At 66.9% G+C, this 24,425-nt stretch carries 26 protein-coding genes and 1 pseudogene; 13 read left to right on the forward strand and 14 right to left on the reverse strand.

The window, feature by feature from the left end; translation table 11 throughout:
• Nucleotides 1–26 precede the first annotated feature (26 nt).
• Together ACXZ1E_RS06540 and lgt are read right to left on the reverse strand one after the other, a co-directional pair.
• Nucleotides 27–737 (reverse strand): spermidine synthase, encoded by a 711-nt coding sequence (locus ACXZ1E_RS06540; protein WP_458042577.1) that lies wholly within the window; start codon nucleotides 735–737, stop codon nucleotides 27–29.
• A complete protein-coding gene (gene lgt, locus ACXZ1E_RS06545; RefSeq protein WP_458042578.1) occupies nucleotides 734–1,627 on the reverse strand; it encodes a prolipoprotein diacylglyceryl transferase in 894 nt (297 codons plus the stop codon). Before lgt ends, ACXZ1E_RS06540 begins: the two co-directional genes overlap by 4 nt.
• Before the next feature lie 71 nt (nucleotides 1,628–1,698).
• Here lgt and ACXZ1E_RS06550 point away from each other — a divergent pair, with 71 nt between their 5' ends.
• The gene (locus tag ACXZ1E_RS06550; RefSeq protein ID WP_458352077.1) at nucleotides 1,699–2,043 is read left to right on the forward strand and encodes a metal-sensitive transcriptional regulator; all 345 of its coding nucleotides are present in this window, start codon (nucleotides 1,699–1,701) and stop codon (nucleotides 2,041–2,043) included.
• A gap of 218 nt (nucleotides 2,044–2,261) precedes the next feature.
• Here the strand turns inward: ACXZ1E_RS06550 and ACXZ1E_RS06555 are convergent, their stop codons facing one another.
• Nucleotides 2,262–3,950, reverse strand: coding sequence for an FAD-dependent oxidoreductase (locus tag ACXZ1E_RS06555; RefSeq protein ID WP_458042579.1), 1,689 nt, complete (start codon nucleotides 3,948–3,950; stop codon nucleotides 2,262–2,264).
• Nucleotides 3,951–4,100: 150 nt separating this feature from the next.
• Here ACXZ1E_RS06555 and ACXZ1E_RS06560 point away from each other — a divergent pair, with 150 nt between their 5' ends.
• Nucleotides 4,101–5,426: a flavin monoamine oxidase family protein gene (locus tag ACXZ1E_RS06560; protein ID WP_458042580.1), complete on the forward strand. Its 1,326-nt coding sequence runs from the start codon at nucleotides 4,101–4,103 to the stop codon at nucleotides 5,424–5,426.
• A 16-nt stretch (nucleotides 5,427–5,442) separates the two neighbouring features.
• Here ACXZ1E_RS06560 and ACXZ1E_RS06565 read toward each other — a convergent pair whose 3' ends face one another.
• Nucleotides 5,443–5,943 carry a MarR family winged helix-turn-helix transcriptional regulator gene (locus ACXZ1E_RS06565; RefSeq protein WP_458042581.1) on the reverse strand — a complete coding sequence of 167 codons (501 nt, stop codon included), beginning with the start codon at nucleotides 5,941–5,943 and terminating at the stop codon, nucleotides 5,443–5,445.
• A gap of 81 nt (nucleotides 5,944–6,024) precedes the next feature.
• On the opposite strand from ACXZ1E_RS06565, the gene ACXZ1E_RS06570 reads away from it, so the two are divergent.
• Nucleotides 6,025–8,133 (forward strand): MMPL family transporter, encoded by a 2,109-nt coding sequence (locus ACXZ1E_RS06570; RefSeq protein WP_458042582.1) that lies wholly within the window; start codon nucleotides 6,025–6,027, stop codon nucleotides 8,131–8,133.
• A gap of 605 nt (nucleotides 8,134–8,738) precedes the next feature.
• On the opposite strand, the gene ACXZ1E_RS06575 is transcribed toward ACXZ1E_RS06570, so the two are convergent.
• A protein-coding gene (locus ACXZ1E_RS06575) for an IS3 family transposase (protein WP_103663393.1) occupies nucleotides 8,739–10,024 on the reverse strand; the annotation gives its coding sequence in 2 pieces (ribosomal slippage) (nucleotides 8,739–9,751 and nucleotides 9,751–10,024; 1,287 coding nt in all).
• 90 nt (nucleotides 10,025–10,114) lie between these two features.
• Between ACXZ1E_RS06575 and ACXZ1E_RS06580 the strand changes: the two genes are divergently transcribed.
• Both ACXZ1E_RS06580 and ACXZ1E_RS06585 read left to right on the forward strand, forming a co-directional pair.
• The gene (locus ACXZ1E_RS06580) at nucleotides 10,115–10,543 is read left to right on the forward strand and encodes a DUF488 domain-containing protein (RefSeq protein WP_458042583.1); all 429 of its coding nucleotides are present in this window, start codon (nucleotides 10,115–10,117) and stop codon (nucleotides 10,541–10,543) included.
• Nucleotides 10,544–10,590: 47 nt separating this feature from the next.
• Nucleotides 10,591–11,700 (forward strand): annotated as a pseudogene (locus tag ACXZ1E_RS06585) (ISL3 family transposase); the annotation flags it as partial.
• On the opposite strand, the gene ACXZ1E_RS06590 reads toward ACXZ1E_RS06585, so the two are convergent.
• From ACXZ1E_RS06590 to ACXZ1E_RS06610, 5 genes are all read right to left on the reverse strand, one after another.
• Nucleotides 11,669–11,833 carry a hypothetical protein gene (locus ACXZ1E_RS06590; RefSeq protein ID WP_458352078.1) on the reverse strand — a complete coding sequence of 55 codons (165 nt, stop codon included), beginning with the start codon at nucleotides 11,831–11,833 and terminating at the stop codon, nucleotides 11,669–11,671. The pseudogene ACXZ1E_RS06585 and the gene ACXZ1E_RS06590 overlap by 32 nt on opposite strands.
• Before the next feature lie 161 nt (nucleotides 11,834–11,994).
• The gene (locus ACXZ1E_RS06595) at nucleotides 11,995–12,447 is read right to left on the reverse strand and encodes a GNAT family N-acetyltransferase (protein ID WP_458042584.1); all 453 of its coding nucleotides are present in this window, start codon (nucleotides 12,445–12,447) and stop codon (nucleotides 11,995–11,997) included.
• A gap of 7 nt (nucleotides 12,448–12,454) precedes the next feature.
• On the reverse strand, nucleotides 12,455–12,739 hold the full coding sequence (locus ACXZ1E_RS06600; protein WP_458042585.1) for a hypothetical protein: 285 nt from the start codon (nucleotides 12,737–12,739) through the stop codon (nucleotides 12,455–12,457).
• 339 nt (nucleotides 12,740–13,078) lie between these two features.
• Nucleotides 13,079–13,501, reverse strand: coding sequence for an organic hydroperoxide resistance protein (locus ACXZ1E_RS06605; protein ID WP_458042586.1), 423 nt, complete (start codon nucleotides 13,499–13,501; stop codon nucleotides 13,079–13,081).
• A gap of 59 nt (nucleotides 13,502–13,560) precedes the next feature.
• Nucleotides 13,561–14,037: a MarR family winged helix-turn-helix transcriptional regulator gene (locus ACXZ1E_RS06610; protein WP_458042587.1), complete on the reverse strand. Its 477-nt coding sequence runs from the start codon at nucleotides 14,035–14,037 to the stop codon at nucleotides 13,561–13,563.
• A 167-nt stretch (nucleotides 14,038–14,204) separates the two neighbouring features.
• Here ACXZ1E_RS06610 and ACXZ1E_RS06615 point away from each other — a divergent pair, with 167 nt between their 5' ends.
• Entirely contained in the window at nucleotides 14,205–14,624 is a 420-nt protein-coding gene (locus ACXZ1E_RS06615) for a hypothetical protein (protein WP_458042588.1), read from the forward strand.
• A gap of 241 nt (nucleotides 14,625–14,865) precedes the next feature.
• Here the strand turns inward: ACXZ1E_RS06615 and ACXZ1E_RS06620 are convergent, their stop codons facing one another.
• Nucleotides 14,866–16,137 (reverse strand): DUF2207 family protein, encoded by a 1,272-nt coding sequence (locus ACXZ1E_RS06620; protein ID WP_458042589.1) that lies wholly within the window; start codon nucleotides 16,135–16,137, stop codon nucleotides 14,866–14,868.
• A gap of 96 nt (nucleotides 16,138–16,233) precedes the next feature.
• Complete coding sequence (locus tag ACXZ1E_RS06625) at nucleotides 16,234–16,692, reverse strand: hypothetical protein (RefSeq protein WP_458042590.1); 459 nt, start codon at nucleotides 16,690–16,692, stop codon at nucleotides 16,234–16,236.
• Between the two features lie 69 nt (nucleotides 16,693–16,761).
• On the opposite strand from ACXZ1E_RS06625, the gene ACXZ1E_RS06630 reads away from it, so the two are divergent.
• The gene (locus ACXZ1E_RS06630) at nucleotides 16,762–17,196 is read left to right on the forward strand and encodes a MarR family winged helix-turn-helix transcriptional regulator (RefSeq protein WP_100813394.1); all 435 of its coding nucleotides are present in this window, start codon (nucleotides 16,762–16,764) and stop codon (nucleotides 17,194–17,196) included.
• Between the two features lie 65 nt (nucleotides 17,197–17,261).
• Here ACXZ1E_RS06630 and ACXZ1E_RS06635 read toward each other — a convergent pair whose 3' ends face one another.
• On the reverse strand, nucleotides 17,262–17,726 hold the full coding sequence (locus ACXZ1E_RS06635) for an Hsp20/alpha crystallin family protein (protein ID WP_036297696.1): 465 nt from the start codon (nucleotides 17,724–17,726) through the stop codon (nucleotides 17,262–17,264).
• Nucleotides 17,727–17,976: 250 nt separating this feature from the next.
• Here ACXZ1E_RS06635 and ACXZ1E_RS06640 point away from each other — a divergent pair, with 250 nt between their 5' ends.
• Both ACXZ1E_RS06640 and ACXZ1E_RS06645 read left to right on the forward strand, forming a co-directional pair.
• Complete coding sequence (locus ACXZ1E_RS06640; RefSeq protein ID WP_458042591.1) at nucleotides 17,977–19,122, forward strand: zinc-binding dehydrogenase; 1,146 nt, start codon at nucleotides 17,977–17,979, stop codon at nucleotides 19,120–19,122.
• A gap of 26 nt (nucleotides 19,123–19,148) precedes the next feature.
• Nucleotides 19,149–20,642, forward strand: a complete 1,494-nt coding sequence (locus tag ACXZ1E_RS06645; protein ID WP_458042592.1) for a CoA-acylating methylmalonate-semialdehyde dehydrogenase — start codon at nucleotides 19,149–19,151, stop codon at nucleotides 20,640–20,642.
• Here ACXZ1E_RS06645 and glsA read toward each other — a convergent pair whose 3' ends face one another.
• Complete coding sequence (gene glsA / locus ACXZ1E_RS06650; RefSeq protein ID WP_458042593.1) at nucleotides 20,643–21,581, reverse strand: glutaminase A; 939 nt, start codon at nucleotides 21,579–21,581, stop codon at nucleotides 20,643–20,645.
• A gap of 115 nt (nucleotides 21,582–21,696) precedes the next feature.
• On the opposite strand from glsA, the gene ACXZ1E_RS06655 reads away from it, so the two are divergent.
• The 4 genes from ACXZ1E_RS06655 (at nucleotide 21,697) to ACXZ1E_RS06670 (ending at nucleotide 24,406) form a co-directional block, all read left to right on the forward strand.
• Nucleotides 21,697–22,038, forward strand: coding sequence for a hypothetical protein (locus ACXZ1E_RS06655; protein ID WP_304687017.1), 342 nt, complete (start codon nucleotides 21,697–21,699; stop codon nucleotides 22,036–22,038).
• A 21-nt stretch (nucleotides 22,039–22,059) separates the two neighbouring features.
• Nucleotides 22,060–22,281: a hypothetical protein gene (locus ACXZ1E_RS06660; RefSeq protein ID WP_144238012.1), complete on the forward strand. Its 222-nt coding sequence runs from the start codon at nucleotides 22,060–22,062 to the stop codon at nucleotides 22,279–22,281.
• Nucleotides 22,282–22,289: 8 nt separating this feature from the next.
• Nucleotides 22,290–22,577: a hypothetical protein gene (locus tag ACXZ1E_RS06665; RefSeq protein ID WP_036298068.1), complete on the forward strand. Its 288-nt coding sequence runs from the start codon at nucleotides 22,290–22,292 to the stop codon at nucleotides 22,575–22,577.
• Nucleotides 22,578–22,651: 74 nt separating this feature from the next.
• Complete coding sequence (locus tag ACXZ1E_RS06670) at nucleotides 22,652–24,406, forward strand: DEAD/DEAH box helicase (protein ID WP_100813402.1); 1,755 nt, start codon at nucleotides 22,652–22,654, stop codon at nucleotides 24,404–24,406.
• Nucleotides 24,407–24,425: the final 19 nt, after the last annotated feature.

A 24,425-nucleotide genomic window follows, 5' to 3' on the forward strand; every position in this document is an offset into this window, starting at 1 on the left:
CATTCTGCCGTGCCGCGTCCGACGCGTCAGATTGACCGGCGCCGCGCGACGTACACGGTGTTCGACGAGGTACCGCCCGTCAGGCGGTTGTCGAACGTCACCTCGTGGGCCAGCGCTTCGTCGAATACCGAGGCGAGCACCGCCTGAAATTCGGCGTCGGGCGGATCGTCCGACCACAGAGCGAAGATCCCCCGCTCGGTCAGACGATCGGCGAGACGCCCGAGCCCCGCCGCGGTGTACAAATCGGCATGACTCTGGTCGAGGGTGTGCCGGGGCGAGTGGTCGACGTCGAGCAGAATGGCATCGTACGGCGCCTCGTCCGGCTCGGCGGGACGCCGCATCACCGCGAAGAAGTCGTCGTGGACGAGCGTCGTCCGGGGATCGTCCACGAGGGCATTCGACACCGGAAGAAGGTGTCGCTCGTGCCATCCGATCACCGCAGGGAGGGCATCGATCACGTCGAGGCGGGCGACGCGAGTGTCCGCGAGCGCGGTCACGGCGGTGTACCCCAGACCGAGCCCGCCGACCAGGATCGCGAGCGAGTCGCCGTCGGTGGCCGCGAGTCCGAGGCGCGCCAGCTCTTCCTCTGCGACCGTGAACAGACTCGACATGAGATATTCATCGCCGAGCTTGACCTCGTAGATGAGTTCGCCGGTTTCGCTGTCGGTGCGGCGACGGAGGGTCAGCTCCCCCATCCGCGTCTCTTGCCAGTCGAGCTCTTCGAATCGCGCGATCATGCACGATCCTCCACTGCCGGTTCGACCGCGGCATCTCGCGGTGGCTGTGCACCGTCGCGGAAGATGCTCGTCTCGGGCTCCGGATGACGGATGCTCTGGATCATGAACAGCGCGATGCCTAGGCCGATCGCCACGAACGACGCCCACACGTTGGCGGGTACGCCGAGGAGCCCATCGCTCGTCGGATCAATGCGAATGGCTTCGAGCCAGCTGCGACCGAGGCCGTACCAGATGAGGTAAACCGCGAAAGCCTTGCCCCAACGCAGCGCGATGCGTCGCTCGAGCAGCAAGATGATCGCGACGCCGACGAGGTTCCAGATCATCTCGTAGAGGAACAGCGGGTGAAAGAGCGTGCCCTCGGCGAGCCCCTCGGGAAACTTCGGGTTCGACGATTCGATCTCGAGGCCCCACGGCAGGGTGGTCGGCAAGCCGAACAGCTCATGGTTGAACCAGTTGCCGAGGCGCCCGATCGCCTGCGCCACCAACATCGCGGGGGCGAGCGCGTCAGCGAACGACCACAGCCGGATGCCGGCGATGCGACATCCGATCCACGCACCGACCGCCCCGCCGAGCAGCGACCCGTAGAGGGCGTTGCCGCCATCCCAGATCGCGAAGATCGCCCAGAAATTCGAGCCCGGGTAGAAGTAGTCGCCGACGTGCGTGAACACGTGATAAAAACGCGCCCCGACAATACCGAGCGGCACGGCCCAGATGATGACATCGAGGACGGTGCCCGGCTCGGCGCCGCGTTTGCCGAGCCTGCGCTGCGTGATGAGCACCGCGGCGATGATTCCCGCGATGATGCACAACGCGTAAGTGTGGATCGTCAGCGGCCCGAGGGAGAACTGGGAGAAGACCGGGTCAGGGCTCGGGATGCTGATCGGATGCACAAGGCGCAACTCTAGTCTCGGTTCCGGTCAAGAATACCCAGCGGGGTATCCAGTTTTCGTGGGATAATGGCGTGAAACACGCGACGCCGTCGGCGCGCGACACCGGGAGGCCCGCCGTGAACGCACCCGCGACATCCGAATCGACGGACGACCGTGAGACCGAACTGATCGCGCAGCAGCGCAAGATCGTCAACCGCCTTCACCGCGCCCAGGGTCAGCTGACCGCCGTCGTGAACGCGGTCGAGTCGGGTGCCGACTGCCGCGACATCGTGATCCAGCTGGCCGCGGTGTCGAAGGCCCTCGACCGGGCCGGCTACGCCATCGTCGCGTCGGCCATGCGCACGTGCATCGCCGACCCGCAGGACGAGTCGATGACGCCGGACGAACTCGAGAAGCTCTTTCTCACCCTGGCCTGATTCGACCCAGCGACGACCTCAGCGGCCGAAGAGTCGCGCGAACAACCCGGAGGACGGCTCGTTCGCGTGCCCCTCGCACCGATTCGACCGCGGTACCGAGCGCATCACTTGGTCGACATGCTGGCCGCAGCCGGACCACGTCGTCTTGCCGCACTTCTTACAGGTCACCGCGTAGCACATGGCATATCTCCGAAAGTCGGGGGCGTGAAAAAGTCAGATCAACGGGCGACGTTGTCGACCGCGAGGACGTCGCGCGAGCGAGCGCCGAGCGAGGCCTGAAGGGTCAGGATGCCACCCGAGAGCGATGCGGAATCCATGTCGGCCTGAGCCACGACGCGGTGGGCGATCGCCGATCGTACGCCCGAGGCGCACATGACGCGCACCGGTCGCCCGGCCGCGCGCTCGCGCACCTCATCGATGCGTTCGCGCAGCTCGGTGTGGGGAATGTGCAGCGCCCCGGGCAGGTGTCCCATAACCCATTCGTCGTCGCGGCGCACGTCGAGCACGAGCGAGGTCGCCATGACGTCGTCGAGATCTTCCGCGTACCAGAGCGACAGCATTCCGTTCAGCACGTTCTCGCCCACCATGCCGGTCAGGTTGACCGCATCCTTCGCCTGTCCGTAGGGCGGCGAGTAAGCCAGGTCGAGATCGATGAGTTCGTCGACCCGTATGCCCGCGCGGATCGCGGTGGCCAGCACATCGATTCTCTTGTCGACGCCCTCGAGACCCACCGCCTGCGCACCGAGCAGCCGCCCACTGTCGGGATGGATGTGCACGACCAGGTGGATCTGACTGGCGCCCGGGAAGTACCCGGCGTGCTGATTGGCGTGCAGGTGCAGGGTGGTGTGCGGTGTACCACTCGCCCGAAGAGCGGCGCGATTCGCTCCGGTCAGCGCCGCGGTCAGCGACCCCGCGCGGACGATCGCGGTGCCGAGCGCGGGCGGAATCGCGCGCGCCGTCGCCGGGCGCAGAATGTCGTCGGCCACGAGCCGGCCGGCACGGTTGGCGGGCCCCGCGAGGGCGACCGGATGGCGGGCGCCCGTGATCGGGTCGACGCTCAGCGTCGCGTCTCCCACGGCCCACACGCCGGGCACGCTCGTGCGTCCGTGGTCGTCCACCACGATCGCACCGCGCTCACAGGCGATTCCGGCCCGCTCGAAGACGGCCGTGTCGGGGCGCACTCCGACGGAAAGCACGATCATGTCGGCGGGCAGGCGTGAGCCATCCGCCAGCGTGACGATGTCGTGCTCGGCGCCCGGCTTGATCGCCGTCGCAGCGGTGCCGACGCGCAGGTCGATCCCGATCGCCCGCAGTTCTTGCGAGACCAGCCATGCCAGTTCGGGCTCGAAAGGGCTGAGCGGATGCGCCGAGCTCTGCACGATCGACACCTCGAGCGCGCTCGCGGCCAGTGCTTCGGCGGCCTCGACACCAATGAACCCGGCACCCAGCACGACGGCACGGCGAGCGCCCCCCGTGATGGTCTGCCGCAGCGCGAGGGCATCGTCGACGGTGCGGAGCGTCCGCACCCGGGGCGAGGTGATTCCGGGGATCTCGGGGATGACCGCGGCCGCACCCGGAGCGAGCACGAGGGCGTCGTAGTCGATGACCTCGAGACCGTTCGCGGTCTGCACGGTCACGTTCTTCGCGGCGGTGTCGACGGCGATGACGTCGTGCCCGGGACGAACATCCAGCGCGAGCGCCGCATGGAGTGACTCTGGGGTCTGCACGAGGAGCTCGGCGGAATCGACGATCTCACCGCCGACGAAGTAGGGCAGTCCGCAGTTCGCAAACGACACGTGGGGGCCGCGCTCGAGCACGATGATGTCGGCTGATTCGTCGAGGCGCCGCGCGCGAGCGGCGGCGCTCATTCCCCCGGCGACACCGCCGACGATCACGATCTTCGGCATGACTGACCCCCTCTCGGCCTTCCGGCTCAGACTAGCATACCCCTGGGGGTATAACTCGGCGACGCTGGACCGACAAATCCTCGCGCTCGACAGCGCCGGAGCGATAGCGTCGGGACCGCGCCACGAGGGCGCGGCGAGAGAGGGTTAGCCGTGGACGGTTTCGACACGATCGTCGTCGGCGCGGGAATCGCGGGGCTGACCGCGGCGCGCCTCGTGACGAGAGCCGGCCGCCGCGTCGTGATCCTCGAGGCGCGCGACCGCGTGGGTGGCCGCGTGCACACCGACCGCAGCGACGGGCTCATCACCGACCTGGGCGCATCCTGGATCCACGGAATCACCGACTCCCCCGTCGCGGCCGCCGCGCAAGCGTTCGGAATGCCGATGGTCGAGTTCACGGTCGGCGGGTACCAGCCCGACAGTCGCCCGATCGCCCACTACGGGCCCGACGGGCGTCGCCTCTCGGACGCCGCCGCACGGGATTATGTATCAGACATCCATGCCGTCGACGCGACTCTCGTCGACGTGATCGCCGGTTCGGCTCCGGATGCTTCGTACCGCGACGTGACCGAGGCGGCTCTCGCGCAGCATGGCTGGAACGCGGAGCGCACCCAGCGCGTGCGCGAGTATCTCGAGCACCGCGCCGAAGAGCAGTACGGCGCGTGGATCGAGGACCTCGCAGCCCACGGGCTCGACGACGACTCGATCGACGGCGACGAAGTGGTGTTCCCGCAGGGGTACGACACCCTGGCCACGGGCTTGGCGGAGGGGCTCGACGTGCGACTCGAGCACGTGGTGTCTTGCGTCGAGTGGAGCGCCGACGGAGTCGTCGTGACGACCGATCGCGGAGTGTTCGCTGCGCGTGACGCGGTGGTCACGGTGCCGGTCGGTGTGCTTCAGTCCGAGGACTTCACGATCGAGCCCACCCTGCCGGAACCCGTGGCGGGTGCCCTCGGACGCCTGACCATGAACGCCTTCGAGAAGGTGTTCCTACGCTTCCCGACGAAGTTCTGGGACGAGGACGTTTACGCGATCCGCCAGCAAGGCCCCGAAGGTCGCTGGTGGCATTCCTGGTACGACCTGACCGCCCTGCACGGCGAGCCCACATTGCTGACTTTCGCGGCGGGACCCGCGGGCATCGAGACACGAAACTGGGCAACCGAACGGATCGTCGAGTCCGTGCTCGTCCAGCTGCGTCGGCTGTACGGCGATCGCGTCGAACAACCGACTCAGGTGCACATCACCAGCTGGCAGGATGACCCGTTCGCCCGCGGCTCGTACGCATACATGACGCTCGGGTCGACGACCGACGATCACGACGCCCTGGCCACCCCGATCGGCGGGGTCCTGCACCTGGCGGGCGAGGCGACGTGGACGGATGACCCGGCCACCGTGACCGCGGCGATGTACTCCGGACATCGGGCGGCTACACGCATCCTGGATCAGGACATCCCGATCGAGCGGCTCTGGATGGATTGACCGGCGGAGCGCCTTCTCATCCTTCGGCTTCGGATGCCCGGGGACGAGCGTGCGTCCGCAACCGCTCGACCACCTGACGCAGATACCGGGTGATGAGCTCCTGCTCGGCCTCGGTGAACGAGTCGAGTTCGGCATCAATACCCATGATCATCGGCATGAGCCGTCCCAGCGCCCGGTCGCGCGACGCCGGCTGCGGTACGACCAGAGTGCCGCGGCGATCGGTGGGGTGGGGCTCGCGCGTCACGTGACCGAGCGCGACGAGGCGGTCGATCGACGTGGTCGCGGCGCCGGCAGAGATGCCCACGCGCCGCGCCAGCTCGGTCGGGCCCAGCGGACCGCCCATGAGCAGATGCTCCATCGCCGCCAGATCCGTCGGATTCACCTCGAGCTCGGTTGCTATCGCGCGCTCGAACTGGTCGGTGAGCTCGATGAACTCGCGCAACAACGCCGTGGCCGGACGGGTCGGAGAGAACCCGGACGCGTCCGCGCCTGGACCCTCGCCGTGCCTCGGTTGCATGAGTTCCACGATATCGCTACATTCATTCGATAGTCATATAGTTTGAACTTCAAATTACTTTCACAGACGTGGAGAATCCTCATGAACGGCTTGCTGCGCTTCATCACATCCGCCAAGACGTCTTGGATCGTGCTCGTTCTCGCGGCTCTCGCAGCGGCCGCGCTCTTCAGCATCGCGGGGGGCGAAGAGTCCGAAACAGCACCCTCGGTCGGCCTGCCCGACAGCGCCGAGTCCGTCCAGGTCGATCAGTTGCGGGAACAGTTCCCGAGCGCCGACGACACCTCGGCCCTGCTGGTCTTCGCGTCCGAAGAGGGCGAACTGGACGCCGGCACGCTCGCGCTGATCAACGAGAACGCCATGGGCGAGCTCGCGGACCTCTCCCGCGAGGGATTCGTTCCTCCCGCGCAGGTCTCGGACGACGGGACGGTCGCCCTGGTCGTCATGCCACTCGAACCCGAGTCGGACGTCGCCGCGCAGAGCGAGCGCGCCCAGGAACTCCGGGACGCGGCATCCGCGGATCTCGACGGGGTGCGGGTCTATCTGACGGGTGCCGAGGGGTTCGAGGTCGATATCGCTGCCGTCTTCGCGGGGGCCGACTTCACCCTTCTTCTGACAACCGTGATCGTCGTGGCCGTGCTGCTGCTCATCACCTACCGCAGCCCCTGGCTGTGGCTCGTCCCGCTCGTCGTTATCGGGGTCGCGGATGGGCTCGCCGGCATCGTCGCGCGACAGGTGGCGAGCGCGGTCGGCGTGCAACTCGATGCATCCGTCACCGGAATCCTGTCGGTGCTCGTCTTCGGCGCGGGAACGAACTACGCGCTGCTGCTCATCGCGCGATATCGCGACGAGTTGCGCCTGCACGAGGATCGCCGGGTCGCGATGCAGCGCGCCCTGCGCGGCGCGGGCCCCGCGATCATCGCGAGCGGCTCTACCGTCGCGCTCGCGCTGCTGACCCTGCTTCTCGCCGAGCTCGCCGGCAACCGGGCACTCGGGCTGGCGTGCGCCGTCGGCATCGTCGTCGCGATGATCTTCGCGTTGTTCGTCCTTCCCGCGGCACTCGTGCTGTTCGGGCGTGGGCTCTTCTGGCCCTACATCCCGCGCTTCGGCTCACCCGATGCCGTTGCCCGGAGCGTCTGGGGCAAGCTCGGGCGTGCGGTTTCGAAGCGTCCGGTCATCGTGGCTACGGGTGGCTTCATCGTGCTCGGCGTGATGGCCAGCGGGCTGTTCTTCGTCCAGACCGGGCTCTCGCAGAACGACAGATTCCTGCAGAAGCCCGAGGCCGTTCAGGGGCAGGAGGTCCTCGCCGAGGCTTTCTCGGCCGGAACGACCTCGCCTTCCCTCGTCATTGTTCCCCTGGACGAAGCCGAAGAGGCCGAGGGTGCGCTGGCCGCCCTCGACGGCGTCGACTCCGCGGCGACCGGCGAGACGACAGACGACCTCGCCCGGATCGACGTCACGCTCGGCGCGAACGCCGAGACCGAGGAGGCATTCGCCACGGTCGAGCGGATGCGCGCGGCCCTCGACAGCGTCGGCACCGGCGAGGGGCTCGTGGGTGGGCTCGACGCCCAAGCCCTCGACGTGACGAACGCGCAGGCCCGCGATCAGGCTTTGATCATCCCGCTGATCCTGGTGCTCGTGCTCATCGTCCTCGTCGTGCTGCTGCGAGCGCTCGTCGCTCCGCTGCTGCTCCTCCTTGCGGTCGTGGCGAGCTTCTTCTCGGCGATCGGCCTGAGTTGGTGGCTCTTCCAGACCCCGCTCTTCGGCTTCCCCGCCATCGACACAAACGTTCTGCTCTTCAGCTTTTTGTTCCTCGTTGCGCTCGGTGTGGACTACAGCATCTTCCTCGTGACGCGGGCGAAGGAGGAGTCCGACCACCTGGGCATCACACAGGGCATGATTCGCGCGCTTGCCGCGACGGGCGCCGTGATCACGAGCGCCGGAATCCTGTTGGCCGCGGTGTTCGCCGTGCTCGGTGTGCTGCCGCTCATCACGCTGACCCAGATCGGCATCATCGTCTGCATCGGCGTGCTCATCGACACGCTGCTCGTCCGCACGGTGGTCGTTCCCGCGCTCGCGTTCATCACGAAGGATGCCTTCTGGTGGCCGCGTAAGCCGAAGCTCCGCGATGCGGATGCCGCGGCGCGCGGCGCGGATGCATTGGCTGTGGCGCCGGTGGCGCCCGTTAGGTGAGCCAGCAACCCGGCAGGTCACTCGTTCTGATTGGCATCCGGAGGCCATCCGACCGATAGCGCAAGCGATCCACGGACCCACAACTCGATGTCACCCCGCGAGGGCAAACGCACGACCGACAACCCGGGCGTCTCGGCGTCCAGCCGAGTAACGCGATCGCGGTACTTGTGGTGCCTCGACACCGCCCACCGGACGATGTGTTCGGGGTTTGTCAGGCTGCGCCGAAACGGCTGTTCGATGTTCCCGTTCCAAAAACTCTTCGCGACGGATGCATCGACGCACGACGCGCCGGAAGGTCGTGGTCCAGATAGGCAGATCTAGCCACACCAACAGTTGCGCTCGTGTACTGCCACTCCGGAACCCAAAGGAGGCAGATGTAACAGGTGTAACAGTTACATTTGTTACGTGCAGCTTGCCAACAGGAGTGATGACTCACTCATGACGATGGCTCGCCAGGTTCGACACGAACAGCTCCGCAGACGCGGCAGCACACATACGTGTGTCGCCTGCGGGAATGAGTTCGTCGCCCGGAGTGGTGCGAAAACTTGCTCGACAGCCTGTCGAGTCCGTGCGCAACGTGAAGCGCTCCAGGTTTTGTGCCGCTCCTATGCGGGTTGCGGCTCTCGGTTGAGGGTCGCGTAGTGGGCTTGCTCGAACTCGGCGGGTGGGACGTAGCCGAGGCTCGAGTGAAGCCTACGAGTGTTGTACCAGTTGACCCAGCCGGCGGTCGCGAATTCGACGTCTGCGATGGTCCGATACGGCCCGTCGTGGAACACGGTCGTGCGGATGCACTCGGCCTTGTAGAGCCCGTTGATCGTCTCCATCAGCGCGTTATCGAACGCGTCGCCGACGGACCCGATCGAGGGTGCGATGCCATCGAGCGCCAGCTTCTCGGTGTAGGCCAGCGAGACGTATTGAGACCCGGCGTCCGAATGTGCCCGCAGCTGCTCGGGCTGGACCGGGTGCCCATCACGCGCTCGTTCCCAGAGGGCCATGCGCAGCGGGATCATCACCAGCTCGACGTGCTTGGTGGTCTGTGCGTGCCAGGCCACGATGCGTTGCGAGTAGACATCGACGATGAAGGCGACGTAGACCCAGCCCGCCCAGGTGCGGCAATAGGTGAAGTCCATCACCCAGGTGTGATCCGGCCGGGGCGCGGTGAAGTCGCGGTTCAGCAGGTCGCCGGCACGGACCCCGTCCTTGGCGGGGATCGTAGTGCGGGTGCCCTTGTCGCGACGGATTCCCGACAGCCCGAGCGAGCGCATGGCCCGGTCGACCGCGCCTCGCGACGCGCCGGGGATCGACGTGCGGCGGATCAGCGCGGTCATCTTCCGCCGCCCGTAGAGGCCCTCGGGAGTCAGCACGCGACGCATCGTCCCGTTGCGTTCGACAATGGTCCATGCCGCGGCGCGGACAGCGTCCTGGACCTGCGCGTCCGTGATCGTCCGCACTGCGACGATGCCTTGCCGGTGGGCTCGGTAGGTGCGCGCGGCGATCTTCACGCCCTGCGCTTGCAGGACCCGGATGATCGACTCGACCGCGTGACCTTCGGCTCTCATCGTGTCAATGAAGCCCAGCATCAACGGTTGCGGGGGTCGAGTTCCCCCGCGAAGAAAGTCGTCGCAGCTCTCAGGATCGCGACATCCTCCCGCAGACGACTGTTCTCGGCCTTGAGCCGCTTGATCTCGGCATGCTCGACGCTGGTGATCCCGTCGCGGGTGCCGTCGTCGATATCGGCTTGCAGCACCCACCGGCGCACCGACTCGTGGCCCACGCCGACCTGGCGGGCAACGGCCGCTGACGCGGCCGTCAACGAGGGATACTCCGAACGATGCTCACGCACCAGCCGGACAGCGCGCTCACGCAGGGCAGGATCGATCTTCTTCGGCATGACATACATCCTTCCAACTCAAAAGGATGCGGCATCAAACCTGGGGCGCTTCAACGCGCGCGTTCCCGATCAACCGGAAAGGAGCACCGCGTGATCGGTGTCGGATACGAAGGAATCAGCGTCGACCAGTTGGTTGAGCAACTCAACTCGGACAATGTCGAGGTGCTGGTCGACATTCGATTGACCCCCCTGTCTCGTAAGCCTGGGCTGTCCAAGCGCGCACTGTCGGAGGCGATGTCGGCCGCAGGCATCCGTTACATCCACGACCGTCGGCTCGGCAATCCGAAGGAGAATCGTCCCGCCTACGCCGACGCCGCGTCAGACGAGGGCATCGCGGCGCGCGTGAGCTACTGCGAAATGATCAGCAGCGGTGACGGCGCCGCGGCGGTGCTCGAGCTGGCAGCTCTAGCCGAGCGTCACACCGTTGCCGTGCTGTGCTACGAAGCGGACGAATCGCACTGCCACCGCCAGCAGGTCATCACCGCAGTGTCGGACGTCCAGTCATCAGTGCTCGTCTAGGTCGAACAGACCGACGCGCGTAGCGATGCCTTCCGGCGGGTAATACACCGTTCGGGCACCGTCCCACGACACTTCTGGTGCGGGTGCGCCGGTATCGCTGTGAGCACTGCTGTCGAACGTGGCGGGAGGACACGACGAAGGCTGCGCCCCGGCGGGCGAAGATCTCTCGAGGCGGGCTCACGTGGGCGCTGACCGGGATCGTGATCGATCACCTGACCGTCTCCCGTGCTGCGGCAGGGCTGGGGGTGTCGTGGCATACGGCGAACTCCGCGATCATCGCCGAGGGCAAGCGTCGTCTCATCGATGACCCTCACCGGTTCGACGGGGTTACCACCATCGGTGTCGACGAGCACGTCTGGCGACACACCCGGCTCGGCGACAAGTACGTGACCGTGATCATCGACCTCACCCCGACACGGAACAGGACCGGTCCCGCCAGGCTGTTGGACATGGTCGAGGGACGCTCGAAGGCCGTGTTCAAGCAGTGGCTCGCCGGCCGCCCGAAGGCCTGGCGCGACGGCGTCGATGTGGTCGCGATGGACGGGTTCACCGGGTTCAAGACCGCCGCAGCGGAAGAACTCCCCGACGCGGTCCCGGTGATGGACCCGTTCCACGTCGTCCGCCTCGCCGGCGACGCCCTCGACCGGTGCCGGCAACGCGTCCAACAGGCCACCCTCGGCCACCGCGGCCGCGCCGGCGACCCGCTCTACACGGCCCGACGCACCCTGCACACCGGCGCGAACCTGCTCACCGAGAAGCAACGCGCGCGCTTGGAGGCGTTGTTCGCTGGCGATGAGCACGTCGAGGTCGAAGCGACCTGGGGCATCTACCAACGCATGATCGCCGCCTACCGAGAACCCGACAAGACCAAGGGGAAGACCATGATGCAAGCAGTCATCGACTCCGTCACCAGCAGCGTCCCCCCAGCCCTCGTCGAGATCCGTCGCCTCGGCCGGACCCTGAAACAACGAGCGGTCGACGTGCTCGCGTTCTTCGACCGACCCGGCACTTCGAACGGACCCACTGAGGCCATCAACGGCCGCCTCGAACACCTCCGCGGCTCCGCCCTCGGCTTCCGCAACCTCACCAACTACATCGCGAGATCGCTCCTCGAGTCCGGAGGATTCAGACCCCAACTACACCCTCGATTGCGATGAGCCGCAATTCCGCGTCGTTGAGGGCGGGTTTGCGGCCCGGGTGGTGATCGCGGGTGAAGCCGATCGCGGGCAGGATCCGGTCATCGAGGTGGACGTAGAGTGTGATCAGGAGGGTGTTGAGTTCAGTTTTCACACACCGGGGTTAACACCCTCCGCCTGCGATTAACAGCATCCACGCCGACCCAGCCAAACGGACTCACTCATTTAGGTCTGCGGCCGTCAACACGCCCACACTGCTAGGGCGCGACCGGCCACCTCGCCCTAACACCGAGATGCCGAAGCAACACCGGAGAGTCAGAGGGTGAGGGCCATGGACCGAACGTCGGGCCTGTCGCCCATGGGCAGGTGCTGGAACCCGGCTCGCTCATAAATTACAACGGCCGGCGCGTTGTCGGCGATCACGTTCAGCGCGATCCGCCTCGCGCCGAACGACCGAGCACTCTCTACAGCCAAGCCCACCAACGCGCCGCCGTAGCCGCGACCGCGCTTGGCGGGATCGACAATCACTCTGCCGATCCGCGCCGTCTCGTCAGCCAGCGACAGGTCGAAGTGTCCGATCAGAAGCGACCCATCGTCGACCATCACAAACGCGATTACGTCACCAGTCACGGTCATGGCTGCCAGCTGATCCACTGTCAGCGGCCACACCAACCGGGATCCCGTGAAGAGGTACAGCGCCCTCGCCTCGGGAATCCAACCGATCACCGTCGAAATGTCGACATCCGCGCGCTGCCGGAGGCTCAGCATGACGTCCTCATTCAGAGACCTCAATCACGATCCTGCTGCCAGCCTCGATGACACCCGGCCCCTTGTCGGGCGTCGGCGCCGGGGCGGGAATCTCCTGCTCGGCCTCCCACTCGATCCGCGCGTTATGAGCAGACGGGTGAAAGAGTTCGTCGAATCCGAGCAAACCCGCAGATGAGGGTGCCGTGGCATCGCCAGCATGATGGCGCCGGCGTGTTGCGATTCCCACCACCCCAAAGACGATCGGGATGGCGAGCACGATCCCGATTGCACCCCACCCGAGGAATTCGCTCATACGCCCCAGGGTAGAAGCAGCATCCTTGCTGCAACTCCACCGCGGGACGGATCCGCTGACAAGATTCCTGGCCGCACCAAACATCCGTGCAGCCACTGACAAGCTGCGTGGCAGCGCTGACAGTGCGCATGACCACCGACAGCCGCAGAAAAAATCACAAAAAGATAACGACGAACCCTTGCTCGCCGTTACCTCGCCGTTATAGAGTTCACGCACGGAAGTTGTTTGCTGTGGCAGCTCCCGACATGTGATTGCAGGACACTCTTGGTGCAAGGGACAAGGGCCGGTCAGAAGCCTCTCTGACCGGCCCTTCACCGTGTGTGCGGCAAGCCGCGGGGATCAGTCCTCAACGACCCGGACGACGACCTCGATGTTGCCCCGCGTCACGTTCGAATACGGGCAGACCAGGTGCGCGGCATCGGCCAGAGACTGTGCCTGTTCGGCGGGAACGTCGGGAATAACGACCTCGAGTTCGACCGACAGGCCGAACCCGCCCTGGCCGTTCGATCCGATTCCTACGCGCGCGCCGACACTCGTGTCGTGCAGCGCAACCTTCTGGCTGCGCGCGACGCTCAGCAGAGCGCTGTGGAAGCACGCCGCGTAGCCCGCGGCGAAGAGCAGTTCGGGGTTGAGCGCGTCGCCGGAGCCGCCCATCTCTTTCGGCACGCGGACGTCGACGTCGAGCAGCCCGCCGACCGTTGCGACATGGCCGTTGCGGCCATCGCCGGTTGCGAGGGCTTCTGCGGTGTAGAGCGTTTCCATGGCGGAGCTTCCTTCTTCGTTGTGTGACGATCGGGTGGACGTTTGGTTTGGCAGCGGCTCTACGCGGATGCAGCGGCGATAGATGCATCCACGGCATCCGTGTACGCATGCAGATCGGCGAGCAACGCGCGCGCGGCGGCGGGTGAAACGGCGAGGCAACGGCGGATCTCGTCGCTCACGTGAGCAAGCTCGTCGCGGAGCGCATGCCCCTGAGCGGTCAGATGGATCGACACGACGCGCGCGTCATCGCTCGAGCGTGTGCGAGCGACGTGACCGAGCTTCTCGAGCCGCGAGAGCAGGGGCGAAAGAGTTCCCGAATCGAGCGCCAGGTCGCCCCCGAGCTCGCCGACTGTGCGCGGCTCGTGCTCCCACAGCTCGACCAGAACGAGGTACTGCGGATACGTCAGCCCCCACGGCTTCAGGATGCGTCGGTAGGCCTGGGTCGTCGCACGGCTGGCCGCATAGAGCGAGAAGCACAGCATGTCATCGATGATCCGGCGATCGGCGTTCTGCGATGCGGTCATATGCAGAAGCATTGCACGCAATTTAGTTGTGCACAACTTATAACTCATTGATCGTGCCGTCAGGGGACGACCACGTGCGCCCATCCGCAGACCGATCCCAGCCGAGTCATCCTCACGACTGAGGCCGGGTCATCCCTTCGCCGGACGACCCCCGTGCACGGGATTCGTAGCGTGGAAGCATGAACACAACTTCCCCTGCCCCGGGCCTCGCGGCCCTCGGCTTGGTCTCCATCGTCCTGATCCTCGGCGGCTGCACGGCATACGACGCAGCGGCACACGGCAGCGTCGAGACCAACTTCACGAACGCGACGGAGTTTGCACGGGAGCACTCCGGCATCGCGAGCTGGCTTCCCGCCGACGCACAAGCGATCACGGCGGTGGATTCCACCCGGGCGGAGAACACCATGACGGTCCGCTACGACTCCGCGACCGAGCCGGAGGGCTGCGAAGCGGTCCCGCGCACGTCCTCGCCGACCATGGACGTCGAGAGCGACATCGATGTGTATTCGATCGATTCGGTACTGCTGTGCGATGACTGGGCCATCGCTCACGAGGGCAATCAGTGGCTTGCCTGGACGCCCGCGACCGAAGCTGAGTGACGACGCCCCATGGGGACCATCACGACGGGCAGCGCCTGAGGACGTGTCAGGAAATCACAGAAACATAACGACAATCCTTGCCCATCGTTACCTCGCCGTTATAGAGTGCAAGCACGGAAGTTGTTTGCTGTGGCAGCTCCCGACATGTGATTGCAGGACACTCTTGGTGCAAGGGACAAGGGCCGGTCAGAAGCTTCTCTGACCGGCCCTTACTCTTGCGCGGAGCTCACACCGGAGGCGACTACACCCCGCCGCCGCCACCTCCGCCACCGCCACCGCCCGCGGAACCGCCGCCGGATGACCCACCCGAGGTCGACGCCGTTGACGAGCTCGTCGACAGGGAAGAGATGCTCGATGAGAAGGCAGCCGCGCTGAACGCACTCGTGCCGTAGTACCAACCGGGCGTCGAGTCGCCGTAGTAGACGACGATGTGTTCGGCCCACTTCTTCTCCTGACCGAACACCACCGCGTAGGGCAACAGGCGCTCGTACAGCCTGATCATCTGGCGCGGATCGTCGACGGCGATCGACGAGCGCTCGGCGCCGCGCGGAGACTGCAGCATCCGGATGCGGTCCGCCTCCGCCCACTCGATGAACAACTTCACTCCGGCGAGGTGGTCGCGCAGCTCAGCCCCGCGCGATGTCAGCGGACGGCGCGAGACCAGCACGCCCGCCGTGATCGCGAGAATGGGCGCCGCGATGAGCAGCGGAACAGACCATGCGGGTGTGATCCCGCCCTCGAGACCCACAACGCCCAGAATCACGGACGCGACCGCCGCGAGCACTCCGACGAGGATTGGCCGAGCTCGCACAATTCCCGGCACCTCACGGCGCACACCCATCGCCGCGAGCGTCGCATCCGCCTCCTTCAGGATCTTCTGCGCCGTTCGCGAAACCCGAGCGTCACTCTTGCCGAGCGTGAACGTCGTCTGCCCGTCGGGGAACATCCCGTCGAGCAGCTCCCGGCCGTTCTCGTCGGCCCGCGAACGGTCCACCAGTTCGAGTTCGAACGTCTGACTGCCCCACTTGCGCTCGCCCTCGACGATTCGAATCGAGCCCGCGATCGCCTGCTCCAGCACCTCCGCCGGAATGCCCTTCGTCGGCGCACCCCACAGCACCGCCGACTCGAGCGCGTCGAGCCCCGGCGGCGGGTCGTACTCGGCGATCACCGTCGGGCGGCCCGGCTCATCACGCAGCCGACGCCGCCGGATGACCGCGGCCCAGACCACGGCCAGCACAGCGACGAGCGTCGCCCCGCCCTGCAACCATCCGACCGGCGAAGCAAAGGGAGACGAATCGAACGGGACGAAGGTGCCCGGTTCGAAGGCCACCGCGATCGTCATCGTCTGCCGCGGCGCCAACGGTGCCGCGCGAGCCGTAACCACGGCTCCGGCCGAGTCGGTCGCCATCAGGATCTCGCAGCGACCCGTCGAGCCGGTCGAGCCCTGATAACACGCGACGTCGCCGGTAGCCGCTGGGGCCAGGTCACCGTCGAGCATCAGGCGCGCAGCCACTCGGTCGAACGATTGTGCCCATTCCTCGCCGTTGACATCCCAGTACAGCTCATCGGTAGCGGTGTCGTCGAGGCCCCGCGTGACGTTCTGCAGGTCCTACGTGAAGACATAGGTCTGCGCGCCGTGCATGTAGTCGTCCGCTCGCGAGGTCACGATGAGGAAGTCGTCTTCGTCGTCGGTCTCGACGGGCCTCTCGGCACCTGCCTCGTCCGTCACCGAAACGAGAGAGGGGAAGAGGGGCGTGTTCAGATAGCTGTTGGGGATCAGCCGCCGCATGCCTCGGTTCTGGTCGGACTCGGGGAAGACGGCGACGAAGGTTTCGACCACCCGCATCCGGCTGGTGCCGTCTTCGACCCGCGTCAGCGTGTATTCGACGTCGAGGCTCGCAAACGAGAAGTCGTCGACGTCGCCCGGAACGGCTGCGGCATGACCCGGTCCCACGCCCCGTTCGGCCGCGGATGCGGATGCGACACCGCCACCTACGCCCAGAGCGACGACCAACGACACCGCGATCGATATCGCGACGATCAGTCCCGTTCGAAGCAATGCACGCATGGGCCCAGCCTAGACACGGGCACTCCGCGACCCGCCCGCCACCGGCCGTAGGCAAGTAGCCTGTACGGCATGACGAACCGCCGCCTCGCCGTTGAAGCGTGGGAGAGTCTGTTCCGCGCGCAGCACGAGGTGTTCACCGAGATCAGCAGCGACTTCCGCGGCACCGGCCTCGAACAGGGCGAGTACGACGTGCTGCTGACCGTGACACGCGGACCCGAGATGACCGCGCGACTGCGCGATGTGACCGCACGGATGCTCGTCAGCCAGCCGTCCGTCTCTCGCCTCGTCGACCGCATGGTGGTCCGCGGCCTGGTCACCAAATGCGCCGACCCCGATGACGGTCGCGGTGCGCTCGTCCGCGCGACCGAGGCGGGTGCGGCCGCTTTTCGCGCCGTCGCGACGCAGCACGCACGCACGATCGCCGAGCGGATGTCCCGGCTCAGCGACGACGAACTCGAAGCGCTCCGCGGCCTGACGGCGAAACTGCGCGAAACGACCGACTGAGCACGCCGCAAACGACGGATGCCGCACCCCGGAGGGCGCGGCATCCGTTGTACACGCGGTTCTGACTACTGCTCGATGAGCTGCGGCCCCGAGGAGTCAGCTCCCGACTCGCGCGCTGCGATGACGGAAGCATCGGCATCCGTCGCCACCTCGATCTTGCGTGGCTTGGCGCGCTCGCTGACGGGGATCGTCACCGACAGCACGCCGTTGTTGTAGCTCGCAGAGATGCGGTCGGTGTCGACTCCCTGACCGAGGTTGAGCTGCCGCAAAAAGCTCGCCGCTTCACGCTCGCGGGTGATCCACTTGACGCCGTCGCCGGCCGCAAGGGTGCGCTCGGCGCGGATCGTCAACAGTTGGCCGTCGACGTCGATGTCCACCGACCCCGGGTCGATCCCGGGCAGATCGGCGGTCAGCACGTAGTGGTCGCCATCGCGGTAGAGGTCCATCGGCATGCGGCGGGGGCCTCGCCGCGCATCCAGAAGGCTCGTCGCGAGGCGGTCGAGGTCGCGGAACGGGTCGTATGTCGCCATGGTGGTGTCCTTCCTTGTTGCGCCGGATTCGCGTCCGGCAATGAACGGGTTCGATATGGAGTTGATGAGTTGAGCCGACTCGACTCAACAATCACAGATTAGCACTCGACGTATGAGAGTGCCAATAATTCGATCCCGCACCGCGGACGTTTTCATCCAGCGACAACCGCACCGACGTCCCTTGCCGGGCCCGTGGTGAACTTGCCATGCTTGCGAACACGAGCCCTGAACGATGACGTCGAGGATCACCATGACTGCCACAGCGCCCCGAACGATGAATGCCGCCGTGCTGCGCGCGGATGGACCGGGGCTCGAGATCCTCGAGGTTCCCCGCCCCGTGCCGCGGGCGGGAGAGGCGCTCGTCAAGGTCATCGCGTGCGGCGTGTGCCACACCGACCTGCACGTCATGAGGGGCGAGGTGCGCTTTCCCCGGCCGGCGGTGATGGGCCACGAGATCAGCGGCACGCTCGTCGCGTTCGGTGACGACACTCCCCCGACCACGGGACTCGCGATCGGCGACACGGTCATCGGGGCCTTCATCATGCCCTGCGGCGACTGCCCCGCCTGCTCCCGCGGGCGTGACGACCTGTGCGCGGAGTTCTTCGGGCAGAACCGCCTGAACGGCACGCTGTACGACGGCGAGAGCCGCCTCTCGATGCCGGATGGCTCCTTCCTCGCCATGTACTCGATGGGCGGGCTTGCCGAATACGCCGTCGTGCCGATCACCGCGCTGACGCGATTGCCGGACGACCTCGACCCCGTCACATCCGCCGTCCTCGGATGCGCCGCCTTCACCGCGTACGGTGCCGTGCACCGCGCGGGCGATGTCCGACCGGGCGAAGCGGTCGCGATCGTCGCGGTCGGCGGCGTGGGCAGCGGAGTCGTTCAGATGGCCCGCGCCGCGGGCGCCGACCCGATCATCGCGATCGACGTCGCCGACGACAAACTCGAGGCCGCCATGGCCCTCGGCGCGACGCACACGGTCAACTCGCGCGAGACCGATGCCGCCACCGCCGTCCGCGAGATCACCGGCGGTCTGGGTCATGGTCTGGGTGTCGACGTCGCCTTCGAGGCGCTCGGTCACCCCGCCACTTTCCGACAGGCGATCGGCTTGCTCGCCGACGGGGGCCGGATGGTCGCGATCGGCATCGCGGCCGGCGACGCGGCCGCCGAGGTCGAGATCACCCCCCTCGTTCGCCGCGGCTACACGATCACCGGATCGTTCGGTGCGCGCACGCGCGAGGACCTGCCCGCGGTCGTCGACATTGCCGAGGCCGGCGGGTTCGACACCGCACGCCTTGTCACGCGCCGCTACACCCTCGACAATGCAGATGCCGCGTATCAGGCACTCGCCCGGGGCGAGATCACCGGACGCGCCGTCGTCGTCATGGACTGACCCGATCTACGAACGAAACGAGAACAATGACCACGCGCATCCCGCACTGGATCAATGGCGAGCGCCACGACTCCGATGACCGCCGACTCGGCACGGTTTACGACCCCGCCACGGGCGAGCAGAGCGGCGCCGTCGTGCTGGCCGAGCCCGCCGACGTGGACGCTGCCGTGGCGGCCGCAACGACCGCATTCCCCGCCTGGCGAGACACATCGATCGCGCGCCGCCAGGCCATCCTGTTCCGGTTCCGCGAACTGCTGGAGCAGCGCAAGCCCGAACTGGCAGAGCTCATCACGGCCGAGCACGGCAAGGTCGTCTCGGACGCCCTGGGCGAGATCGCCCGCGGCCAGGAGGTGCTCGAGTTCGCCCTCGGCTTCGCCGACATCCTGAAGGGCGACTACTCGGTGAACGCCTCGACGGGCGTCGACGTCTACTCCTTCCGCCAGCCCATCGGTGTCGCGGCGATCATCAGCCCCTTCAACTTCCCGGCCATGGTGCCGATGTGGTTCTTCCCCATCGCCCTGGCATCGGGGAACACCGTCGTCCTCAAGCCGAGCGAGAAGGACCCGTCCGCCGCGATGTGGATGGCGGAGCTTCTGACCGAGGCCGGGCTACCCGACGGGGTGTTCAACGTGGTGCACGGCGACAAGGTCGCGGTCGATGCACTGCTGGAGCATCCGGATGTCGCGTCCATCTCGTTCGTCGGGTCCACCCCGATCGCGCGCTACATCTACGAAACGGCCGCGCGCCACGGCAAGCGCGTGCAGTCGCTCGGCGGCGCGAAGAACCACATGCTCGTGCTGCCCGACGCCGACCTCGACCTCGTCGCCGATGCGGCGGTCAACGCGGGCTTCGGTTCAGCCGGCGAGCGCTGCATGGCCATCTCGGTCGTCGTCGCAGTCGAGCCGGTTGCCGATGAGCTCATCGCGAAGATCAGCGAGCGGATGGCCGGGCTCCGCATCGGCGACGGGCGCCGCGGCTGCGACATGGGCCCCCTTGTCACCCGCGAGCACCGCGACAAGGTGGCCGGGTACATCGACGTGGCGGCGAGCGACGGCGCCGAGATCGTGGTGGACGGTCGGGGTGTCGTTCCCGACGGAGCGCCCGGCGGTTTCTGGCTCGGCCCCACCCTGCTGGATCGGGTTCCGACCACATCGGCTGCCTACATCGAGGAGATCTTCGGGCCGGTGCTGTCGATCGTGCGCGTCGCGACCTACGAAGAGGGCGTCGAGCTGATCAACTCGGGCGCGTTCGGCAACGGTACGGCGATCTTCACGAACGACGGTGGTGCCGCCCGGCGCTTCCAGTACGAGATCCAGGTCGGGATGATCGGGGTCAACGTGCCAATTCCGGTACCGGTCGCGTACCACTCGTTCGGCGGCTGGAAGGCCTCCGCGTTCGGGGATTCGAAGGCCTACGGCCGACAGGGATTCCACTTCTTCACGCGAGAGAAGGCGGTTACGGCACGCTGGCTGGACCCGAGCCACGGCGGCATCAACCTGGGGTTCCCGCAGAACACCTGATCAGTCGCCGAGCGACCCGAACACGTGCAGGTCGAGCTCGGCGCTCAGCAGGTCGCAGGCCTTGCTGCCGCGGACGCTCGTCCCCTGCTCGTCGAGGGGCGGGCTGATGACCGCGGCGCCGAGGGTCTCGGGCACCGAAAGCACGATCGCGCCCGAGACGCTCGACTTCGCGGGGATACCGACCCGGCGCATCCATCGTCCCGATCCGTCGTACACACCGCACGTGGCCATGACCGACACGACATCGCGCGCGACTGCGGCGGGGACGACGCGCTTGCCGGTGACCGGGTTCACTCCGCCGAACGCGAGCGTCGCACCCATCACGGCGAGCGCTTCGGCGTCGACGAGCACGGCGCATGCCCGCGCGTAGACCGCGACGGCGTCGTCGGCGGTGATCCGTAGGGTGCCCTCCGAACGCATCAAGTGCGCGAGTGCATGGTTTCGGTCCCCGAGCAGGTGCTCGTTTCGGGCGACATCCTCGTCGACGGTGAGCTCGCGCCCGGCGAATGCCGACAGACCGCGCAGGATGCGTTCGTTCCGCCCCTCGACACCGTCACCATCGACGACCGCAGCGGTCAGCAGGGCACCCGCGTTGACCATGGGGTTCGGGGGACGCCCCGTACCGCTCTCGAGCTTGATCGCATCGAACGCCTCGCCCGTCGGCTCGATCCCGATCCGGTCGAGCACGTCACCGTCGGTGTCGAGCAGGGCGAGGGCGAAGAGAAACGGCTTGACGGCGGACTGCACGCTGAACGCGACGTCCGCCTGCTCGGTCGTACGGACGGATCCGTCCGGCAGCACGATCGCGATGCCCAGCAGCTCCGGGTCGGCCTCGGCGAGCTGAGGGATGCTGTCATCCAACGCACCACCACTCTCACGTATGACACGGTCGCGCAGGTCCTTGAGGTCGTAGGTGCGGGCGTCGCGACGTGAAGGCATAGCTCCCAGACTGTCACGCGTCGCTCCGGCCATGGCCGCTACCGCCTGCGTGTGTTCCCCGCTGCCTGTGTCAAGTCCCGCGACACGAATCACCGGTCCTTGCAGAATGGAACGTGTGAAACGCATCTCATTTGCCGACCGTACGATCCTCATCGACGACGAGACGTCCGACTGCCTGATCGAGTACGCGGCGCTACTGGGTGCCGAGCAGTCGGCCGACACCGTTCGTATCTGCGGAATCGGTCAGGACGGCGATGATGTCGAGGCGGACTTCGTCCTCAACGCCGCATCCAACCTCATAGCCGAGTCGACGCATTCCGCCCTGCAACCGCCGGCGAACCCCGAAGCGATCTCGTACATGCGCGAGAAGATCAATCTGCTTCGAGTCGGGCCCAGGGCACAGCCGGCCGAGCCCGAAGAGATCCCCCACGGCGTCCCCGGCATCGACGAGATCTAGCCCACCCCTTACGCTCGGGACGTGACACGCATCCAGCGGATACTGCGCCCGGCAACGCACGATGCGCCCGCGTTCCGTCTCGCGTACACGAGGTCGGGGCCACGAACGGATACTCCGCTCGTCGTCATTCCGGGGGGCCCGGGGCTGGCGTCGATCCAGCCGTATCGAGCCCTGCGGCGACGGGCGGCCCGCGGCGGCCTCGACGTCATCATGCGGCGATCAGCTACTTTCCGCTCGGTCTGAGCTGTGCGGTGATCGGGTTCACGACGTTGCCCATCATGTACATGACGGGGCGCGTGACCGCAGGGCTGACCGAGCACATCGGTTTGCGCATCGCCGCTTACGTCGTGTTCCTGATCGCGCTGGTCGGCCCGTTCCTCGTCCTCACCTGGACCTGGTCCCGGTTTCCGACCCTCTCGGGTCGTGTCACCGAGCTGTACGCACGCCTCACGCACGGCGACTATCGGTGGGCGTCGGCCGCGCTGCTCGGGGCCGGGGGGCTGGTCTTCATCGGTTTGGCCGTGTTCGCTGCCCGCTAGCGTGGCGGTCCCCGGGCGCACGCGTGCGATGCGCCAAGTCGCGGCGGAACCGTTGGGGGACTACCGTCGAAACCATGGTCGACCTGAACGAGAACGACACCGTCGAGGCAGAGCCTGCCCGTCCGGAGCCCACATTTGCCGACCTCGGTCTCGACGACGCGGTCATGAAGGCGTTGAAGGATGTCGGGTACGAGACGCCCTCCGCCATCCAGGCCGCCACGATCCCCCCGCTCCTCGCGGGCCGCGACGTCGTCGGCCTCGCTCAGACCGGAACCGGAAAGACCGCTGCGTTCGCCCTGCCGATCCTGTCTCGACTGGATCTCTCGCAGAAGACTCCGCAGGCCCTCGTGCTCGCCCCCACCCGCGAGCTCGCCCTGCAGGTGTGCGAGGCGTTCGAGAAGTACGCGTCGCACCTGCGCGGCGTGCACGTTCTCCCGGTCTACGGCGGACAGGGCTACGGCCAGCAGCTCTCCGCGCTCCGCCGCGGCGTGCACATCGTCGTCGGTACCCCCGGCCGCATCATGGACCACCTCGAGAAGCGCACCCTCGACCTGTCGGAGCTGAAGTACCTTGTGCTCGATGAGGCTGACGAGATGCTCAAGATGGGCTTCGCCGAGGATGTCGAGACGATCCTGGCTGACACCCCCAAGACCAAGCAGGTCGCCCTGTTCTCGGCGACGATGCCGGCGCAGATCCGTCGCATCTCGGCCCAGTACCTCAACGACCCCGAAGAGATCACGGTCAAGACCAAGACCACGACCTCGGCGAACATCACCCAGCGGTATCTGATCGTGTCGTACCCGCAGAAGGTCGATGCGCTCACCCGCATCCTCGAGGTCGAGAACTTCGAGGGCATGATCGTCTTCACCCGCACCAAGAACGAGACCGAGACGCTCGCCGAGAAGTTGCGGGCCCGCGGATACACCGCCGCCGCGATCAGCGGGGACGTCGCCCAGGCGCAGCGCGAGCGGACGGTCAACCAGCTCAAGAGCGGCAAGCTCGACATCCTGGTCGCAACGGATGTCGCGGCCCGAGGTCTCGACGTCGACCGCATCAGCCATGTGGTCAACTACGACCTGCCGATCGACACCGAGTCGTATGTCCACCGCGTCGGCCGCACGGGCCGCGCGGGACGCACGGGCGCGGCGATCAGCTTCGTCACCCCGCGCGAGCGCCGCATGCTGACCTCGATCGAGCGAGCCACGCGCCAGCCGCTGACCGAGATGAAGCTCCCGAGCGTCGACGACGTCAATGCGACGCGCTTGACCCGGTTCGACGACGCGATCACGACCGCCCTCGCGGATCCGGCACAGATCGGGCTGTTCCGCGACATCGTCGCGCACTACGTCGAGCACCACGACGTCCCCGAGGCGGACGTTGCGGCGGCCCTCGCCGTCGTGGCACAGGGCGACACGCCTCTGCTGCTCGACCCGGATGCCGCACCCGAGCCTCGTTTCGCGCGGGATTCGCAGGACCGTCCCGAGCGTGGTGGGCGTGACCGCAACGAACGTTCCGATCGTGGCCCCCGTAGCGGCGCTCGAACGGGCGGTGGTGCGCGAACGACCTACCGGATCGCCGTGGGGCGCCGGCACAAGGTCGAGCCGCGCCAGATCGTCGGTGCGCTCGCGAACGAGGGCGGACTTCGCCGAGAGGACTTCGGCGCCATCCAGATCCGCCCGGACTTCTCGCTCGTCGAGCTGCCGGCCGACCTCCCGCGAGACACCCTCAAGCGCCTCGAGAACACCCGTATCAGCGGCAAGCTCATCGAGCTGAAGCCGGACCGCTTCGCCGGATCCGCAAAGCGCGAGGACCGCCCGCCGCGTCAGTGACCGCGCGTCTCTCTGTCAC

The sequence above is a fragment of the Pacificispira sp. HM-600 genome (genome assembly GCF_977993705.1).